This is a genomic window from Enterobacter sichuanensis (assembly GCF_009036245.1).
Classification (GTDB): Bacteria; Pseudomonadota; Gammaproteobacteria; order Enterobacterales; family Enterobacteriaceae; genus Enterobacter; species Enterobacter sichuanensis.
Map to the genome: position 1 here is coordinate 2,779,640 of NZ_CP027986.1, position 17,315 is coordinate 2,796,954.

General features: G+C 56.1%; 16 protein-coding genes, 1 pseudogene and 1 riboswitch. Of the genes and pseudogenes, 10 read left to right on the forward strand and 7 right to left on the reverse strand.

What is annotated here, in order from left to right:
- Window positions 1-52: 52 nt before the first annotated feature.
- Complete coding sequence (locus tag C1N69_RS13415) at window positions 53-1,963, reverse strand: DNA repair helicase YoaA (protein WP_047958934.1); 1,911 nt, start codon at window positions 1,961-1,963, stop codon at window positions 53-55.
- A 133-nt stretch (window positions 1,964-2,096) separates the two neighbouring features.
- On the opposite strand from C1N69_RS13415, the gene C1N69_RS13420 reads away from it, so the two are divergent.
- A complete protein-coding gene (locus tag C1N69_RS13420; RefSeq protein WP_029742004.1) occupies window positions 2,097-2,441 on the forward strand; it encodes a RidA family protein in 345 nt (114 codons plus the stop codon).
- A gap of 5 nt (window positions 2,442-2,446) precedes the next feature.
- Here C1N69_RS13420 and C1N69_RS13425 read toward each other — a convergent pair whose 3' ends face one another.
- A complete protein-coding gene (locus tag C1N69_RS13425) occupies window positions 2,447-2,629 on the reverse strand; it encodes a YoaH family protein (protein WP_025756884.1) in 183 nt (60 codons plus the stop codon).
- Between the two features lie 61 nt (window positions 2,630-2,690).
- Here C1N69_RS13425 and pabB point away from each other — a divergent pair, with 61 nt between their 5' ends.
- The 4 genes from pabB to C1N69_RS13445 all read left to right on the forward strand — a co-directional run bounded on the left by pabB (window position 2,691) and on the right by C1N69_RS13445 (window position 7,880).
- Window positions 2,691-4,016, forward strand: coding sequence for an aminodeoxychorismate synthase component 1 (gene pabB / locus C1N69_RS13430; RefSeq protein ID WP_047958935.1), 1,326 nt, complete (start codon window positions 2,691-2,693; stop codon window positions 4,014-4,016).
- A gap of 6 nt (window positions 4,017-4,022) precedes the next feature.
- Entirely contained in the window at window positions 4,023-4,601 is a 579-nt protein-coding gene (locus C1N69_RS13435) for a CoA pyrophosphatase (protein WP_025756886.1), read from the forward strand.
- A gap of 185 nt (window positions 4,602-4,786) precedes the next feature.
- Window positions 4,787-6,151: an L-serine ammonia-lyase gene (sdaA, locus tag C1N69_RS13440; RefSeq protein ID WP_025756887.1), complete on the forward strand. Its 1,365-nt coding sequence runs from the start codon at window positions 4,787-4,789 to the stop codon at window positions 6,149-6,151.
- A gap of 130 nt (window positions 6,152-6,281) precedes the next feature.
- Complete coding sequence (locus tag C1N69_RS13445) at window positions 6,282-7,880, forward strand: EAL domain-containing protein (protein WP_155031364.1); 1,599 nt, start codon at window positions 6,282-6,284, stop codon at window positions 7,878-7,880.
- A gap of 6 nt (window positions 7,881-7,886) precedes the next feature.
- On the opposite strand, the gene yoaE is transcribed toward C1N69_RS13445, so the two are convergent.
- Window positions 7,887-9,446 carry a CNNM family cation transport protein YoaE gene (yoaE, locus tag C1N69_RS13450; protein ID WP_025756889.1) on the reverse strand — a complete coding sequence of 520 codons (1,560 nt, stop codon included), beginning with the start codon at window positions 9,444-9,446 and terminating at the stop codon, window positions 7,887-7,889.
- 460 nt (window positions 9,447-9,906) lie between these two features.
- Here yoaE and manX point away from each other — a divergent pair, with 460 nt between their 5' ends.
- The 5 genes from manX to mntP all read left to right on the forward strand — a co-directional run bounded on the left by manX (window position 9,907) and on the right by mntP (window position 14,062).
- Complete coding sequence (gene manX, locus C1N69_RS13455) at window positions 9,907-10,872, forward strand: PTS mannose transporter subunit IIAB (RefSeq protein ID WP_025756890.1); 966 nt, start codon at window positions 9,907-9,909, stop codon at window positions 10,870-10,872.
- 47 nt (window positions 10,873-10,919) lie between these two features.
- Window positions 10,920-11,720: a PTS mannose transporter subunit IIC gene (gene manY, locus C1N69_RS13460; RefSeq protein ID WP_003859914.1), complete on the forward strand. Its 801-nt coding sequence runs from the start codon at window positions 10,920-10,922 to the stop codon at window positions 11,718-11,720.
- A 12-nt stretch (window positions 11,721-11,732) separates the two neighbouring features.
- On the forward strand, window positions 11,733-12,584 hold the full coding sequence (locus C1N69_RS13465; RefSeq protein ID WP_006810994.1) for a PTS mannose transporter subunit IID: 852 nt from the start codon (window positions 11,733-11,735) through the stop codon (window positions 12,582-12,584).
- 55 nt (window positions 12,585-12,639) lie between these two features.
- Window positions 12,640-13,098 carry a DUF986 family protein gene (locus C1N69_RS13470; protein ID WP_155031365.1) on the forward strand — a complete coding sequence of 153 codons (459 nt, stop codon included), beginning with the start codon at window positions 12,640-12,642 and terminating at the stop codon, window positions 13,096-13,098.
- A gap of 197 nt (window positions 13,099-13,295) precedes the next feature.
- A riboswitch (yybP-ykoY riboswitch) is annotated at window positions 13,296-13,485 on the forward strand.
- Between the two features lie 10 nt (window positions 13,486-13,495).
- Window positions 13,496-14,062: a manganese efflux pump MntP gene (mntP, locus tag C1N69_RS13475; RefSeq protein WP_025756892.1), complete on the forward strand. Its 567-nt coding sequence runs from the start codon at window positions 13,496-13,498 to the stop codon at window positions 14,060-14,062.
- Here mntP and rlmA read toward each other — a convergent pair.
- The 4 genes and pseudogenes from rlmA to C1N69_RS13495 form a co-directional block, all read right to left on the reverse strand.
- A complete protein-coding gene (gene rlmA, locus C1N69_RS13480) occupies window positions 14,059-14,874 on the reverse strand; it encodes a 23S rRNA (guanine(745)-N(1))-methyltransferase (protein WP_126801097.1) in 816 nt (271 codons plus the stop codon). The genes mntP and rlmA overlap by 4 nt on opposite strands.
- Window positions 14,875-14,939: 65 nt before the next feature.
- A complete protein-coding gene (gene ftsI / locus C1N69_RS13485; RefSeq protein ID WP_047958941.1) occupies window positions 14,940-16,658 on the reverse strand; it encodes a peptidoglycan glycosyltransferase FtsI in 1,719 nt (572 codons plus the stop codon).
- Between the two features lie 219 nt (window positions 16,659-16,877).
- Window positions 16,878-17,087 carry a transcription antiterminator/RNA stability regulator CspE gene (gene cspE / locus C1N69_RS13490; RefSeq protein ID WP_001062678.1) on the reverse strand — a complete coding sequence of 70 codons (210 nt, stop codon included), beginning with the start codon at window positions 17,085-17,087 and terminating at the stop codon, window positions 16,878-16,880.
- Between the two features lie 12 nt (window positions 17,088-17,099).
- A pseudogene (locus C1N69_RS13495) lies at window positions 17,100-17,244 on the reverse strand (DUF2627 domain-containing protein).
- Window positions 17,245-17,315: the final 71 nt, after the last annotated feature.

Below are 17,315 nucleotides of genomic sequence, written 5' to 3' on the forward strand. Positions count from 1 at the left end.
TCGCAAGGGTCAGTCACAAAATGGCGCGCATCTTAGCACACTCCGGGGTAAATTACTCCGCCGTTGGGTTTGCCAGGAAACGCACCGCGCGTTTTATGTCCCGCGTCCGCGGTGCGGGCGGCAGGCTGGCGAGGAAGGTTGCGCCGTACGGGCGCATCACCAGCCGGTTATCACAGATGACCAGCACGCCGCGATCGGTGACGTCGCGGATCAATCGCCCTACCCCTTGCTTAAGGGTGATCACCGCGTCCGGCAGCTGTACCTCGTCAAACGGATCGCCGCCGCGCAGGCGGCAGTCTTCCATCCGCGCCTTCAGCAACGGGTCGTCCGGGGAGGTAAATGGCAGCTTATCGATGATCACAAGCGACAGGGTGTCTCCGCGTACATCCACCCCTTCCCAGAAGCTGCTGGTGGCCACCAGCAGAGCATTACCGGCGCTGACGAACTGCTGCAGCAGTTGCCCTTTGCTGGTTTCTCCCTGCAGCAGTACCGGCAGGGTCATGGTGGCACGGAACTGCTCAGCGAGGTCGCGCATCATGGCGTGAGAGGTGCAAAGCATAAAGCAGCGGCCGTTGTTGGCCTCGATCATCGGTTTTAGCATTGCCGCCAGGTGGCGCGCCGCACCCGGCTGGTTTGGCAGCGGAAGATTACGCGGCACGCAAAGCAGCGCCTGTTTTTCGTAATCAAACGGGCTGGGCAGCAGCAGCGACTCCGCCTGTTCAATGCCAAGCCGTTCCGTGAAGTGATGCAGATCGTCATTCACCGACAGGGTTGCCGACGTGAAGATCCAGCTGCCAGGCTTTTGCGCCATCACCTCTTTAAATTTATCCGCCACCGTCAGCGGCGTGAGCGCCAGCGTGAAATGGCGCGAGGTGCATTCATACCAGTAGCTGAACCCCGGCTGGTTAATCTCTTTTAGCCGTTTGAGCCGCCCGCGATAGAGCGTGGCGCGCTCGAATGCGGCATCCAGCAGCGCGGAGCGGCCAAGCGACAGTTTCGCGACGTCGTAGCAGAGCTCCAGGGCGTCATCGAGCAGCAGCAGCGCGCGCTGGATATTTTTATCTGCCAGCAGCTCGCGCAGGTTCCCGCGATAGCCTGGCTCGCCGAGCTGTAACCGGAAGTCCTGCGCGCTTTGAGCCAGGCGATCGGCACACTTCTGCAACTGCTGGGTATCTTTTAATTCAGTGCGGTAAGCGATGGTGAAATCTTTCGCCAGATCCAGCAGCTGGCGGCTGGAGAGCGACTGGCCAAAATACTGGCTGGCGATATCCGGGAGCTGGTGGGCTTCATCGAAGATCATGACCTCCGCCTCCGGGATCAGCTCACCAAAGCCGCTGTCCTTGACCACCATATCCGCAAGGAACAGGTGATGGTTGACCACCACCACATCGGCATCCATCGCCGTTTTGCGCGCTTTCACCACAAAGCAGTCTTTGTACAGCGGGCAGTCGCTGCCGAGGCAGTTGTCGTTGGTGCTGGTCACCAGCGGCCAGGCCGGCGAGTCTTCCGGCACGCTCGCGCAGGTGCTGATATCCCCCTCTTCCGTCTGGTTGGCCCAGGCGCGAAGGATAATGACGTCGCTCAGGGTCTGCACCGGCAAATCGCCGCCCGCCAGCGCCTGTTGCTCAAGACGCTCGAGGCAGAGATAGTTAGAGCGCCCCTTCAGCAGCGCCAGCCGGCCTTTGTATTTCAGCGCTTTTGCCACCGTCGGCAAATCCCGGCTGTAGAGCTGATCCTGCAGCGCTTTCGAGCCGGTCGAGATGATCACCTTTTTTTTCGCCCGCAGCGCGGGAGCAAGGTAGGCGTAAGTTTTCCCCGTACCGGTTCCGGCCTCCACCACCAGCGGCTGAGCCTTATCAATGGCCCGCGCCACGGCATGTGCCATCTGCCGCTGAGGTTCACGCGGTTTGAAGCCGGGAATGGCTTGTGCTAACTGACCTTCAGGGGAAAAATCGTCTGCCACGGTGCTCTCTCACTGTATTTTTGCACAGGGATTATGTCAGCCCATCCTCTCCAGTGCCACCCCAAATAGTGACGACGACGGAACAATATGGCAGTCTTGCGGCCTGATGACGAAAAATAACGAGGAAACGTTTATGACAATTGTGCGCATTGATGCCGAAGCCCGCTGGTCTGATGTAGTCATTCATAACCAGACGCTCTACTACACCGGCGTACCGGCGAATCTGGACGCGGATGCTTTCGAGCAAACGGCGAACACCCTGGCGCAGATCGATGCGGTGCTTGAAAAGCAAGGTAGCGACAAATCGCGCATTCTGGATGCGACGATTTTTCTGGCAAACAAAGACGATTTCGCGGCCATGAACAGAGCCTGGGATGCCTGGGTGGTGGCGGGTCACGCGCCTGTACGTTGTACCGTACAGGCCACGCTGATGAAGCCGGAATACAAGGTAGAGATTAAGATTATCGCGGCTGTGTAGGCCGGTTACTCTTCCTCTTCATCCTCGAAACGCGCCACGATCCGCTCGCCGGTATGGGTGGCGCGAAGTTCTTCCGCCACCTGGGAAATGGCCTGCCCGCTGCTCATTCCCTGGGACATCAGTTCCTGAATTCGCTCAACCGCTTTCTGCTGTTGCTCGTGGCTCAGAGAAGGTAAACCTGCAAACATCGTCAACTCCTGCTAAATTATTCGCGCTAATTATTTCACGCTGCCCGGTAGTATGCCACACATGAACATGCGCTTGCCCACTGTTATTACCCTGCCCTGGCGTACTGACGCCGCTGAGTTCTGGTTTGCCCGTCTGAGCCATCTTCCTTTTGCGATGTTGCTGCATTCCGGCCATGCGGATCATCCCTATAGCCGCTTTGATATCCTGGTCGCCGATCCGCTAAAGACGCTGACGACCCATGACCTGCCGTCCACGGACGATCCGCTGCTGCGGCTTCAGGAGGCTATCGATGCGCTGGGCCTGGCTACTATGCCGAATCCCGATCTCCCCTTCCAGGGCGGTGCGCTGGGCCTGTTTGGCTACGATCTGGGCCGTCGCTTTGAAACGCTGCCCTCGGTGGCGAAAGCGGATATTCCGCTGCCGGATATGGCCGTAGGGCTTTATGACTGGGCGCTGATTGTCGACCACCATAAGCAGGTGGTCTCTTTGCTCAGCCATTCGGATGTCGACGCGCGCCTGGCCTGGCTGGAAGCGCAGCAGCCTGCCGCCGCGCCGGATTTCCGCCTGACCTCTGACTGGCGTTCAAACATGACACCCGAGGCATATGCAGAAAAATTCGCCCGCGTGCAGGCGTATCTGCAAAGCGGCGACTGCTATCAGGTAAATCTCGCCCAGCGTTTCCAGACAACCTATGAGGGCGATGAATGGCAGGCTTTTACCCGCCTTAACGCCACTAACCGGGCACCGTTCAGCGCCTTTATCCGTCTCGAACAGGGGGCCATTGTCAGCCTGTCGCCTGAGCGCTTTATCCATCTTGCGGAGGGCAACATTCAGACGCGGCCGATTAAGGGCACATTGCCACGCCTTGCCGATCCCGATGCTGACCGCCAGCAGGCGGAAAAACTGGCCGCCTCACCGAAGGACCGCGCTGAAAACCTGATGATTGTCGATCTGATGCGCAACGATATTGGCCGGGTGGCCGTGCCGGGCAGCGTGCGGGTGCCGGAACTGTTCGTCGTCGAGCCTTTCCCGGCGGTCCATCATCTGGTCAGCACCATTACCGCGCGGCTGCCGGCCGCGCGGACGGCCTGCGATCTTCTGCGCGCCGCGTTCCCGGGCGGCTCGATAACCGGCGCACCGAAAGTGCGGGCGATGGAGATTATCGATGAGCTGGAGCCCCACCGCCGCAACGCCTGGTGCGGGAGTATTGGCTACATCAGCCTGTGCGGCACCCTGGATACCAGCATTACTATCCGCACGCTGACCGCCTGTAACGGAAACCTTTACTGTTCGGCTGGCGGCGGCATCGTGGCCGACAGCCAGGTCGATGCGGAATATCAGGAAACCTTTGATAAAGTTAACCGTATTCTGAAACAACTGGAGTAACCACGGGTGGAAAAAGAGAACCTGACGCTGGATGCCTTTTTATCGCGCTTTCAGCTATTACGGCCCCAGGTCAACCGCGAAGCGCTGAATCAGCGCCAGGCGGCGGTGCTGATCCCGGTCGTGCGGCGTGCGCAGCCGGGCCTGCTGCTCACCCAGCGCTCTGCCCATCTGCGCAAACACGCCGGTCAGGTTGCTTTTCCTGGCGGCGCCGTCGACAGCTCCGATGCCTCGCTGATTGCCGCCGCGCTGCGGGAAGCGCAGGAAGAGGTGGCGATTCCGCCGGAGGCGGTAGAGGTCATTGGCGTGCTGCCGCCCGTCGACAGCGTCACCGGTTTCCAGGTCACGCCGGTGGTGGGCATTATCCCGCCGGACCTGCAGTATCATGCCAGCGTAGATGAAGTCTCCGCCGTGTTTGAGATGCCGCTGGAAGAAGCCCTTCGGTTGAGCCGTTATCATCCGCTGGATATCCACCGCCGGGGTCATGACCATCGGGTGTGGTTGTCCTGGTATCAGCATTATTTTGTCTGGGGCATGACGGCGGGCATTATTCGTGAACTGGCGTTGCAAATCGGCCTGAAGCCTTGACTATACTTTACATTCCACCTTCTTTTGTCTGGTTTGCGATCTGCGTCGCGCTATTAGCAAAACCCATCGTCAACCATTAGTTTAATTCATGTGAATAGTTAAGCCGAGGTCGGTGTTCCCTCTTACACTATGCGCAGTTATAACATCGTTACTGGAACCCCGGTAACCCTGTCAGGAGTGTGAAAGTGATTAGTATATTCGACATGTTCAAAGTGGGAATTGGCCCTTCGTCTTCCCATACTGTTGGCCCGATGAAGGCCGGTAAACAGTTCGTCGATGATCTGGTCGAAAAAGGATTACTGGAAAGCGTTACCCGTGTCGCCGTGGATGTTTACGGCTCACTGTCATTGACGGGTAAAGGCCACCACACCGATATCGCCATTATTATGGGTCTGGCAGGCAATATGCCGGATACCGTGGATATTGATGCCATCCCGGCATTCATCCGCGATGTGGAAACGCGCGGCCGTCTGCTGCTGGCAAACGGTCAGCAGGAAGTTGACTTCCCGCAGGATGACGGCATGCGTTTTCGCAGCGACAACCTGCCGCTGCATGAAAACGGCATGACCATTCACGCATTTAGCGGTGAAAAAGAGATTTACAGCAAAACGTACTACTCCATCGGCGGTGGTTTCATCGTGGATGAAGAGCATTTTGGCAAAGATAGCGTCGGCGACGTCAGCGTTCCGTATCCTTTCAAATCCGCAACCGAGATGCTCGGTTACTGCAAACAGACCGGTCTGTCTCTGTCCGGCATGGTGATGCAGAACGAACTGGCGCTGCACAGCAAAAAAGAGATTGAAGACTATTTTGCGAACGTATGGCAAACCATGCGCGCCTGTATCGATCGCGGGATGAACACCGAAGGCGTGCTGCCGGGTCCACTGCGCGTACCGCGTCGTGCCTCTGCCCTGCGCCGTATGCTGGTGACGACGGACAAGTTCTCCAACGACCCGATGAACGTGGTCGACTGGGTGAATATGTTTGCCCTGGCGGTTAACGAAGAGAACGCCGCCGGTGGCCGCGTCGTGACGGCGCCGACCAACGGCGCGTGCGGAATTGTTCCGGCCGTGCTGGCCTATTACGACCACTTTATTGAACCCGTGACGCCAGACATCTATATCCGTTATTTCCTGGCGGCAGGTGCCATCGGTGCCCTGTACAAGATGAACGCGTCTATTTCTGGCGCTGAAGTCGGCTGTCAGGGTGAAGTGGGTGTCGCCTGTTCTATGGCGGCGGCGGGTCTTGCAGAGCTTCTGGGTGCAAGCCCTGAGCAGGTCTGCGTGGCGGCAGAAATCGGTATGGAACACAACCTCGGTCTGACCTGTGACCCGGTCGCGGGCCAGGTGCAGGTGCCGTGTATCGAGCGTAACGCGATTGCGTCGGTGAAGGCCATCAACGCCTCACGTATGGCGATGCGCCGTACCAGCGAACCTCGCGTATCGCTGGATAAGGTAATTGAAACTATGTACGAAACGGGCAAAGACATGAACGCGAAATACCGCGAGACGTCCCGTGGTGGCCTGGCCATTAAGGTGCAGTGCGACTAATACTGCCTTTCGCCCATCTGCAACGGATGGGCGAAATTTCCTCTTCATTCTCGTCTCCTCCCGCTTTCCCCACTACACTTTCACAGTTGCGTCCGGCTTTTGTGGCTGGTGGCTTATCAGGCGTTCGTTCATGCAAACTGCGCAGACGATCATTAAACACTATCGCCGAAAACGCGTTATCGTCTGCGTGACGATTGCGCTCCTGACGCTCATCCTGACGTTGGGCGTTCGCTTTATTTCACAGCGCAATGTTAACCAACAGCGGATCCTCGCGTTTACCAGCCATACCGTTCGCGCCCTTGATAACGTGCTGCTCGATTTAGATAAGCGCCGCAACGTGCTGCAGCCGCTGGTGGGGCAGCCTTGTCAGCAGGCGCACCTGGCCCTGAGAAAGCAGGCCGCCATTTTGCAGACAGTACGCTCTATCGCCCTGATTAAAGACGGTATCCTCTACTGCTCGAGTATTTTCGGCAGCCGCAATGTGCCCGTGCGTGATTTCCTGAGGGAACTCCCCGCCAGCGCGGCGAAGCTCATTTTATCGACTGACCAGTGGCTGCTTAAGGGCAGCCCGATACTTATCCAGTGGTTTCCGGTCTCTCAGAACGGGGAAGATGGCATCATTGAGATTATCAATATCGACCTGATCACCAAAATGATCCTTGAGCCCCAGCGCCCGCTTATCAATGACGTGGCGCTGACTGTGGGCGATCGCTTTTTGCGCTACGGCCAGCGCGTCACCGACAGCCTGTCATTTGATGAGGATGGCTCGATTGTCCAGCAGTCCTCATCCCGACATCCTTTCACCATCACGATCAGCGGGCCGGGTCCCGGAGAACTGGCCCTGAAAAGTCTCCCCGCCCAGCTGCCGCTGGGGCTCATACTTAGCCTGCTGTTGGGCTATCTCGCCTGGCTGGCCACGGCAAACCGGATGAGCTTCACGTGGGAGATCGATATGGGGATTGCCTCGCGGGAATTTGAACTTTTCTGCCAGCCGCTGATGGATGCCCGTACCCAGAAGTGCACCGGCGTTGAGATCCTGCTGCGCTGGAACAATCCCCGTCAGGGGTGGATCTCCCCGGAAGTGTTTATTCCGCTGGCAGAAGAACATAACCAGATTGTCCCCCTGACCCGTTATGTGATTGCCGAAACCGTACGCCAGATAGGTTACTTCCCGGCAAGCGCGGGTTTTCACATCGGCATTAACGTCGCCGCCAGCCATTTTCGTCGCGCGGTATTGCTGCAGGACCTGAACCGTCTGTGGTTCAGCGCCAACCCCCAACAACAGCTGGTGATCGAATTAACGGAACGGGACGCGCTGCTGGATGCGGACTATCGCATCGTGCGCGAGCTGCATCGCAAAGGGGTGAAGCTCGCCATTGACGATTTTGGTACCGGAAACAGCTCCCTCTCCTGGCTTGAGAAGCTGCACCCGGACGTGCTGAAAATTGATCAGTCCTTTACCACCGCCATCGGTACTGATGCCGTGAATTCAACGGTGACGGATATCATTATTGCGCTGGGTCAGCGGCTGAATATCGAACTGGTTGCAGAAGGGGTTGAGACGGAGGAGCAGGCACGATATTTACGCCGTCATGGCGTTCCTGTCCTGCAGGGGTTTTTCTATGCGCGGCCGATGCCGCTACAGGACTTTCCGGACTGGCTGGCGGGAAGGTCTCCCCCGCCAGCCCGCCATAACGGGCACATTGTGCCCTTAATGCCGCTGCGTTAAGCAGGCTTACTCATCTTCGTCGTGGGCAGATTGTTCTTTAACAATGCGGACCATATCAACGCGATAGTCGTTGGCTTCGACAATCGTGATGTGCAACGGCGGCAGCTCAATCACATCGCCGACACGCGGGATTTGCCCGTTAACGGCGATAACCAGACCGGCAACGGTCGCGATGTCTTCTTCATCGTTGACCACGTTTTCCAGCCCCAGCGTGTGCGAGAGCGCGTGCAGATCGGTGGTCCCTTTCACCAGCCAGCCATCGCCATCGGCGACGATCTCCGGGGTTTCGTCCTCGTCCGGGAATTCACCGGCAATGGCTTCCAGCACGTCAAGCGGCGTGACCAGCCCCTGCACCACCCCAAACTCGTTGGTGACGATAACAAAGCTGCCACGCGCGCGGCGAAGCACCCCGAGCAGGTTGATCGGGTCAAGCGTTTCCGGCACGACAATCGCCGGCGATGCCGCCGCAACGGCTTCGACATTAACGCCCTCTTCCAGGGCAACCAGCATCTCTTTCGCCCGTACGACGCCGATGATCTCGTCCAGCTCGCCACGACACACCGGGAACAGGCTGTGCGGGGAAGAGAGCAGCTGCTGGCGAATTTCATCCACACTCAGGTTAGCATCGACCCAGCTGATCTCACCGCGCGGAGTCATGATCCCGCGCAGTGACCGCGAGGCCAGGGAGAGCACGCCGTTAATCATGTAACGTTCCTGTTCCACAAACGCCCCTTCCGGGACCGGAACCGGGTTATGGTTTTCGGAATCAGACTGAACGTTCACCTGACGACGGCCGCCCATCAGACGCAGAATGGCATCTGCGGTACGGGCGCGCAGCGGCTGACTGGACTGCTGCTTAATAAAGTTACGGCGCGCAATCTGGTTGAACAGCTCGATCAGGATCGAGAAGCCAATCGCGGCGTACAGGTAGCCTTTCGGAATATGGAAGCCAAAGCCTTCGGCCACCAGACTCAGACCAATCATCAGCAGGAAGCTAAGACACAGTACCACCACCGTTGGATGCTGGTTCACGAAACGCGTCAGCGGTTTCGAGGCCAGAAGCATGACCGCCATCGCAATGACCACCGCGGCCATCATCACCGGCAGATGGTTCACCATGCCGACCGCCGTGATCACCGCATCCAGCGAGAACACTGCATCAAGCACCACGATCTGCAGCACTACCACCCAGAAGCTGGCGTAGCCTTTACCGTGCCCATCATCATGCTGGCGGTTTTCCAGCCGCTCATGGAGCTCTGTTGTCGCTTTAAAGAGCAGGAATATCCCCCCGATCAGCATGATCAAATCACGGCCGGAGAAGGTGTAATCCATGACGGAGAAGAGCGGTTTGGTCAGCGTGACCATCCAGGAGATGACGGACAGCAGGCCCAGTCGCATGACCAGCGCCAGCGAGAGTCCAATCAGACGCGCTTTATCACGCTGTTTTGGCGGCAGTTTATCCGCGAGGATGGCGATAAACACCAGGTTATCGATGCCGAGAACAATCTCCAGCACCACCAGCGTGAGCAATCCCACCCAGATTGACGGGTCCATTAAGAATTCCATGTAAAGCTCCTGCTAAAGGAATGACGAAACGGTGCCCCACGCAATGTGGGCAAAACAGAGGCAGATAGCGTTGATACGTGGCGAGGATCGCCGGTGAAAAAGGCGCGAGATGGCCTGAAAGATGACTGACGTCGGTGACGGTCCATATAGTGGGCTGTAGCCCTATACTCCTGAACAAGTAAACGGAGGCTAAACATATCAGAGACAATGTGTTTTTAGCAAAGATTTACGTTCCTTTGCAAAAACGCGAAAAGACGAAATATGTGTTGAGTAATTTCTGATTTTCGAAACCTAAATTACGGATCTTCATCACATAAATTATTTTTTCACTATCTAAAATAATTCGCGGAAGTCTTAGTTTTTTAACTCTAACCCTTATCTGAATCGATTCGGTTCGCCAATACGATTCTCAGTACGTCTGCCCGGCAGGCGTATTAATGATAATAAAAGGAGGTAGCAAGTGACCATTGCTATTGTCATAGGCACACATGGTTGGGCTGCTGAGCAGCTACTCAAAACGGCAGAGATGCTGTTGGGCGAGCAGGAAAACGTCGGCTGGATCGATTTCGTTCCCGGTGAAAACGCCGAGACGCTGATTGAGAAGTACAACGCTCAACTCGAGAAGCTGGATACCAGCAAAGGGGTGCTGTTTCTCGTTGATACATGGGGCGGCAGTCCGTTCAACGCTGCCAGCCGCATTGTCGTCGATAAAGAGCATTATGAAGTTGTCGCCGGGGTCAATATCCCGATGCTGGTGGAAACCTTCATGGCACGCGACGACAATCCATCTTTCGATGAACTGGTGGCTCTGGCCGTTGAAACCGGCCGCGAAGGGGTGAAAGCCCTGAAAGCACAGCCGGTTGAAAAACCCGCCCCTGCGCCTGCTGCAGCACCGAAAGCGGCAGCGCCAGCAAAACCGATGGGTCCGAACGATTACATGGTCATCGGCCTGGCGCGTATTGATGACCGTTTAATCCACGGCCAGGTGGCAACACGCTGGACCAAGGAGACCAACGTTCGGCGCATTATCGTGGTCAGTGACGAAGTGGCCGCCGACACCGTTCGTAAAACCCTTCTCACGCAGGTTGCTCCTCCTGGCGTTACCGCGCACGTCGTGGATGTCGCCAAGATGATTCGCGTTTACAACAACCCGAAATACGCGGGCGAACGCGTGATGCTCCTGTTCACTAACCCGACAGACGTTGAGCGCATTGTTGAAGGCGGCGTGAAAATCACTTCCGTGAACATTGGGGGGATGGCATTCCGTCAGGGCAAAACGCAGGTCAACAACGCCATTTCAGTCGATGCGAAAGATATCGAGGCATTTAACAAGCTGAATGCGCGCGGTATTGAACTGGAAGCCCGTAAGGTTTCCACGGACCCGAAACTGAAAATGATGGATTTGATCGGCAAAGTTGGGAAATAAGCCCGCGCCGGTTTTTCACATAATGCTTATGTAATAGGAGAAGTACAATGGAGATTACCACTCTTCAGATTGTGCTGGTGTTCATCGTCGCGTGTATTGCGGGTATGGAGTCCGTACTTGATGAATTTCAGTTCCACCGCCCTCTGGTGGCCTGTACGTTGATTGGTGCCGTTCTGGGTGACATGAAAACCGGTATCATCATCGGTGGTACCCTGGAAATGATCGCCCTGGGCTGGATGAACATCGGTGCGGCGGTTGCGCCTGATGCCGCGCTGGCGTCCATTATTTCTACCGTTCTGGTTATTGCCGGTCATCAGAGTATCGGTGCCGGTATCGCCCTGGCGATCCCGCTGGCCGCAGCAGGCCAGGTACTGACCATCATCGTGCGTACTATCACCGTGGCCTTCCAGCACGCAGCGGATAAGGCGGCCGAAAACGGCAACCTCACGGCGCTCTCCTGGATCCACGTATCGTCCCTGTTCCTGCAGGCGATGCGTATCGCCATTCCGGCCGTGATCGTCGCGATTTCTGTGGGGACCAGCGAAGTTCAGGGCATGCTCAACGCCATCCCTGAAGTGGTCACCAGCGGTCTGAATATCGCGGGCGGTATGATCGTGGTTGTCGGTTATGCGATGGTCATCAACATGATGCGCGCAGGCTACCTGATGCCGTTCTTCTACCTCGGCTTCGTGACTGCGGCATTCACCAACTTCAACCTGGTTGCACTGGGTGTGATTGGTGCAGTGATGGCGATTCTCTACATCCAGCTCAGCCCGAAATATAACCGCGTCGCGGGTGCCCCAGCGCAGGCTGCTGGTAACAACGATCTCGATAACGAACTGGACTAACAGGTGAGCGAAATGGTTGATATGACAAAAACTACCACCGAGAAAAAACTCACTCCGGGTGATATTCGTGGCGTGTTCATCCGTTCTAACCTGTTTCAGGGTTCATGGAACTTCGAACGTATGCAGGCGCTCGGTTTCTGTTTCTCTATGGTGCCGGCGATCAAACGCCTGTACCCGGAAAATAACGAAGCCCGCCGTCAGGCGATTAAGCGTCACCTGGAATTTTTTAACACTCATCCCTATGTCGCGGCTCCCGTTCTGGGCGTAACGCTTGCGATGGAAGAGCAGCGTGCTAACGGCGCAGAGATTGACGATGGTGCCATCAACGGTATCAAAGTCGGTCTGATGGGTCCGCTGGCAGGCGTGGGTGACCCTATCTTCTGGGGTACCGTTCGTCCGGTCTTCGCGGCGCTGGGTGCCGGTATCGCGATGAGCGGCAGCCTGCTTGGTCCACTGCTGTTCTTCATTCTGTTCAACGCCGTGCGTCTGCTGACCCGTTATTACGGCGTGGCCTACGGCTACCGTAAAGGGGTGGACATTGTTAAGGACATGGGCGGCGGCTTCCTGCAGAAACTGACTGAGGGGGCATCCATCCTCGGCCTGTTTGTCATGGGGGCGCTGGTCAACAAGTGGACGCACGTGAACATCCCGCTGGTGGTGTCGACCATCACGGGCCAGGATGGTCAAACCCGTGTGACCACCGTGCAGACCATCCTCGACCAGCTGATGCCTGGCCTGGTGCCGCTGCTGTTAACCTTCGCCTGTATGTGGCTGCTGCGTAAAAAAGTGAACCCGTTGTGGATTATCGTTGGCTTCTTCGTCATCGGTATCGCGGGCTACGCTGTCGGTCTGCTGGGTCTGTAATACAATGCGTTAACCGCCGGGGGCATGCCCCCGGCTTTTTTTATCTGGAGGATGAATGACTGTCACGGACATCGTACTGGTTTTATTTATTGTTGCCCTTCTGGCTTACGCGATCTATGACGAGTTCATCATGCCCCGCCGCCACGGCGAGACGCTGCTCTCCCTTCCCCTTCTGCGACGCGGACGCGTGGATGCGTTTATCTTCGCGGGTCTGATCGTCATTCTGATTTACAATAACGTCACCAGCCATGGTGCAATATTAACCACATGGTTATTATGTGCGCTGGCATTAATGGCGATCTATCTGTTCTGGATCCGCACGCCAAAAATCATTTTTAAATCCCGTGGGTTTTTCTTCGCCAATGTCTGGATAGAATATAACCGTATTAAAGAGATGAATTTATCCGAAGACGGTGTGCTGGTGATGCAATTAGAACAGCGCCGCCTGCTTATTCGGGTAAAGAATATTGACGACCTGGAAAAGATATACCACTTACTTATTAAAACTCAGTGAGTTAGATATATAGCATCGGCTATATTCTGTGTCTGATTCGCACACGAAATATAGCCTGAGCTATATCCCCACCGTTAATTTGATCGCTTTTTTTAACGTTATTTTCACGCTTAAAGACAAATGAAAATCGTTATCAATCATCAGTCTAAATAATGCTTCTTCATTGTTGTTTTATATTCTCAAAATATGTTAAGGTTGCGCCCGTCGTTGGGGAGTAGCCGATTTCCTGTGCGCAGGAAATGTGCGTGTCAACATACTCGTTGAAAAACGTGGCACGTACGGATCGCTATCAGCACATTTTCTGTGCAGTGCGATCAGGCGAGACCATAGATACATCAACTGCTGTTTACTGGGGGCAGTGATGTGTCATATGGATATCCCCGGTCTGGACGCTGTTATGAATATCTCCGCTACGATCCTTCTCGCTTTTGGCATGTCCATGGACGCGTTTGCTGCTTCCATCGGAAAAGGCGCCACGCTTCACAAACCTAAATTCTCAGAAGCCCTGCGTACTGGTCTCATTTTTGGCGCTATCGAAACGCTGACTCCGCTTATCGGCTGGGGCCTGGGCATGCTCGCCAGCCAGTTTATATTAGAGTGGAACCACTGGATTGCATTTGTCCTGCTGGTATTTCTCGGCGGTCGAATGGTGATTGAAGGTTTTCGCGGCAGTGATGATGACGCTGAGGAGCCCCAGCACCGCCACGGATTCTGGCTGCTGGTCACGACGGCCATCGCCACCAGCCTGGATGCGATGGCCGTCGGCGTCGGTCTGGCATTCCTGCAGGTCAATATTATCGCCACCGCGCTGGCCATTGGCTGTGCCACGCTGATTATGTCCACGCTGGGCATGATGGTCGGACGGTTTATCGGCCCGCTGCTGGGTAAACGCGCCGAGATCCTGGGGGGGATTGTGTTAATTGGCATTGGCGCCCAGATCCTCTGGGCACACTTCGCTGGTTAATCTTCGCGCTGCCAGATGTGGATACTGAAATCCGTCTGGCAGCGGAATGTGGACTGCGCCGCTAGCGTTTCCCACACCTCCGGTTTTGCCCGCCACGCGAACGGCGTCATCTGCAACAGCGCGCTGGCCTCTTCTCCCTTCAGCGTCATCTCATACGCGACAGTTTGCGCCTGCTTCAGGGCAAAACCGGCCAGCTGTTCTGAATGGGGAGCATGCAGACGCACCTCATCGTAGATTAGCCCCTTCAGCTCCATCAGATGACGCGGTCCTGGCGTCACGGTAACCACCCATCCGCCAGGCTTCACGACGCGCGCCAGTTCCTCGGCCTTACAGGGCGCGTAAATGCGGACAACCGCGTCCATGCTAGCATCGTCAAACGGCAGCCGGTGGCTGGACGCCACACAGAACGTCACGTCAGCGTAACGCTTTGCCGCCGCGCGAATCGCCACTTTCGAGACATCCAGACCGAAGGTCTGCGCGCCCTTCTCACGTGCAATCTCCGCAAACCGTGCGGTGTAGTACCCTTCCCCACAGCCGATATCGAGCAGGGCGGTTGCTGAGCCAGCGAGGATGTCATTCAGTGTATGTGCGACCGTCTCACGCAGCGGCAGATAATGCCCGGCATCAAGAAACGCACGGCGCGCCTGCATCATCTCTGCGCTGTCGCCTGGATCGCGGGAGCGCTTGTGCTGCACCGGCAGAAGATTTACGTAGCCTTCTTTCGCCATATCAAACTGATGCCCCTGCGGACAGGTATAACTTTTATCTGAACGCGTCAGGACCGCGTGGCAAAGGGGACAACTGAAGGACATGGTGACTCCGGAGCATAATCAAAGGGCGAAGTGTACCGCTATTCGCCCTGCTTATAAACGCCCGGTTAGCGCATAACGATCAGGTGATCGGAGCCCGCCGGTAAGCCGTCAGGTTTCACATTTTCCAGACGCAGCACGTTACCCATAATCTCGCTGAAGACGGGAGCAGAGACGGCCCCCCCATAGTATGCCCCGTTTTGTGGATCGTTTATCACCACCACCAGGGCAAAGCGCGGATCGCTGGCAGGGGCAACCCCCGCGGTGTAGGCGACATATTTATCGACATATTTTCCGCTATCGTCAATTTTCTTTGCCGTACCGGTTTTCACCGCGACCCTGTAATCGCGCACGGCGGCCTTCACCCCGCCGCCGCCGGGTAGCGCGACGCTCTCCATCATGTGCTCTACCTCATGCGCAATCTCTTCTGGCATAACGCGGTGTCCCATAACGGGGGGATCGATACGGGTAATGGAAAGAGGACGCTCAAGCCCGAAGCCACCAATGGTGGCGTAGACGTGCGCCAGCTGCAGCGGCGTGACCATCAGTCCGTAACCGAAAGCAAAAGTCGCGCGGTCGAGCTGGCTCCAGTATTTACGCTGCGGCAACAGTCCCGCGCTCTCCCCCGTCAGGCCAAGCTCGGTTGGGGTGCCAAAGCCAAAGTTTCGATAGGTATCGAGAAGATGCTGGACCGGCATTGCCAGGGAGAGGCGGGACACGCCTGTGTCGCTCGATTTTTGCAGAATGCCGGTCATGGTCAGTTCGGGATAATAACCGACGTCGCGGATACGATGCCCGTCAAGGGTGTACGGGTGCGTGTCAATCACACTGTCCGGCTTGACCAGCCCCTGCTGCAGGGCGGTCATCAGCACCAGCGGTTTGACGGTCGAACCAGGTTCGAACGTATCGCTGATTGCGCGATTACGGAAATCGTTTATTGTCGCCCCTTCCCGATTATTGGGATTGAAATCCGGATAGCTGGCCATGGCGAGTATTTCCCCGGTGGGGATATTAATTAACACGGAGGCGCCCGACTCGGCCTTGTTCCAGGCCACGGCGTTATCGAGTGCATCTTCGGTGATGGTTTGCAGCCGCTCATCTATACTCAACTGGATGTTATGCGCCGGTACGGGGGCAACTTCGGTCAGGTTTTCAACCACGCGACCATAGCGGTCCTCCCGCACCTGCCGCACCCCCGCCTTGCCCGTCAGTTGCGTATTGAAGCTCTTCTCTACACCTTCAATGCCCTGCCCGTCGATATTGGTGAAACCAATCAGGTTCGCAGCCACATGGCCAGCCGGATAAAAACGGCGGGACTCATCGCGTAAATTGATGCCGGGCAAATTCAGTTTGTCGATCCACTTTGCCTGCGCGGGATCCACCTGGCGGGCAAGGTAAATGAAACGCCCCTGGGGATTGGCGTTGATGCGTGCCGAGAGGGTATCCAGCGAGAGATGCAGCGCGTTCGCTAACGCCTGCCAGCGTTCATCAACGCCGACGCCGCCTTTTGCCAGCACCGTTTTGGGATCGGCCCAGACGGCCCGGACGGGCACACTCACCGCCAGCGGACGGCCTTCGCGATCCATTATCATGCCGCGCGGCGCATCAATCGCCAGCTGACGGAGGGAGCGCATATCTTCCTGCTTCACCAGATTGTCAGGCTTGACGATTTGCAGCCAGGCAACGCGGCCCAACAGAAACGCCAGACTACAAAAAATCGCCAGACAGAGCAGAGCAAAACGCGCCGGGGTGAAATTTCCGGCGGCCGTTATCAATTTCTTTTTCACCTGTACCCCAGGGCTGTAAAACAACGCCCTGATTTAACGGGAAAAGCCGGTAAGAAGGTGGCAAAACAGTGCTACGAACCTCGCAGCTTTGCAACAAGTTACTAACAAGGCCGCAGATCGTAATATTTTGAAAGATAAGGGACATAAAAAAGCCCCGCGTGATGCGAGGCTTTATATCTGAGATTGAAACGCGGCGCGTTTCAGTCAGCAGCGGTTCGATCAGATAGCAGTTACGTTAACTGCAGCAGGGCCTTTCTGGCCATCCTGAATTTCGAACTCAACGTTCTGGCCTTCAGCCAGAGTTTTGAAGCCGTTACCCTGGATTGCAGAGAAGTGTACGAACACGTCTTTGCTGCCGTCAGCAGGAGTAATGAAACCAAAACCTTTAGACTCGTTGAACCACTTAACTTGACCTTTAATCTTTGCCATTTGCAAAATTCCTTAGAGTGTTTTCTTAGCCCGCAGGCATTAACTGAGATAAAACTGAGACATTACTGCATGAGGCACTAATATAAGGTTCGGCAGAGAAGCGGTATTCAACGACAACGTGTTTACTCAGGACTTCTTTACTGAAAATGCCACACATAAACAGAACTGTACCTCGTTTGACCCAAAACGTGTTATCACACACAATGTTTAATATGGCAAGCCATTTTT

Bases quoted from the DNA above. Each gene is read 5' to 3' on its own strand.
- C1N69_RS13420 (WP_029742004.1), top strand. From the start codon at position 2,097: ATGACAATTGTGCGCATTGATGCCGAAGCCCGCTGGTCTGATGTAGTC.
- C1N69_RS13425 (WP_025756884.1), bottom strand. From the start codon at position 2,629: ATGTTTGCAGGTTTACCTTCTCTGAGCCACGAGCAACAGCAGAAAGCG.
- pabB (WP_047958935.1), top strand. From the start codon at position 2,691: ATGAACATGCGCTTGCCCACTGTTATTACCCTGCCCTGGCGTACTGAC.
- C1N69_RS13445 (WP_155031364.1), top strand. From the start codon at position 6,282: ATGCAAACTGCGCAGACGATCATTAAACACTATCGCCGAAAACGCGTT.
- yoaE (WP_025756889.1), bottom strand. From the start codon at position 9,446: ATGGAATTCTTAATGGACCCGTCAATCTGGGTGGGATTGCTCACGCTG.
- manY (WP_003859914.1), top strand. From the start codon at position 10,920: ATGGAGATTACCACTCTTCAGATTGTGCTGGTGTTCATCGTCGCGTGT.
- C1N69_RS13465 (WP_006810994.1), top strand. From the start codon at position 11,733: ATGGTTGATATGACAAAAACTACCACCGAGAAAAAACTCACTCCGGGT.
- C1N69_RS13470 (WP_155031365.1), top strand. From the start codon at position 12,640: ATGACTGTCACGGACATCGTACTGGTTTTATTTATTGTTGCCCTTCTG.
- mntP (WP_025756892.1), top strand. From the start codon at position 13,496: ATGAATATCTCCGCTACGATCCTTCTCGCTTTTGGCATGTCCATGGAC.
- rlmA (WP_126801097.1), bottom strand. From the start codon at position 14,874: ATGTCCTTCAGTTGTCCCCTTTGCCACGCGGTCCTGACGCGTTCAGAT.
- cspE (WP_001062678.1), bottom strand. From the start codon at position 17,087: ATGGCAAAGATTAAAGGTCAAGTTAAGTGGTTCAACGAGTCTAAAGGT.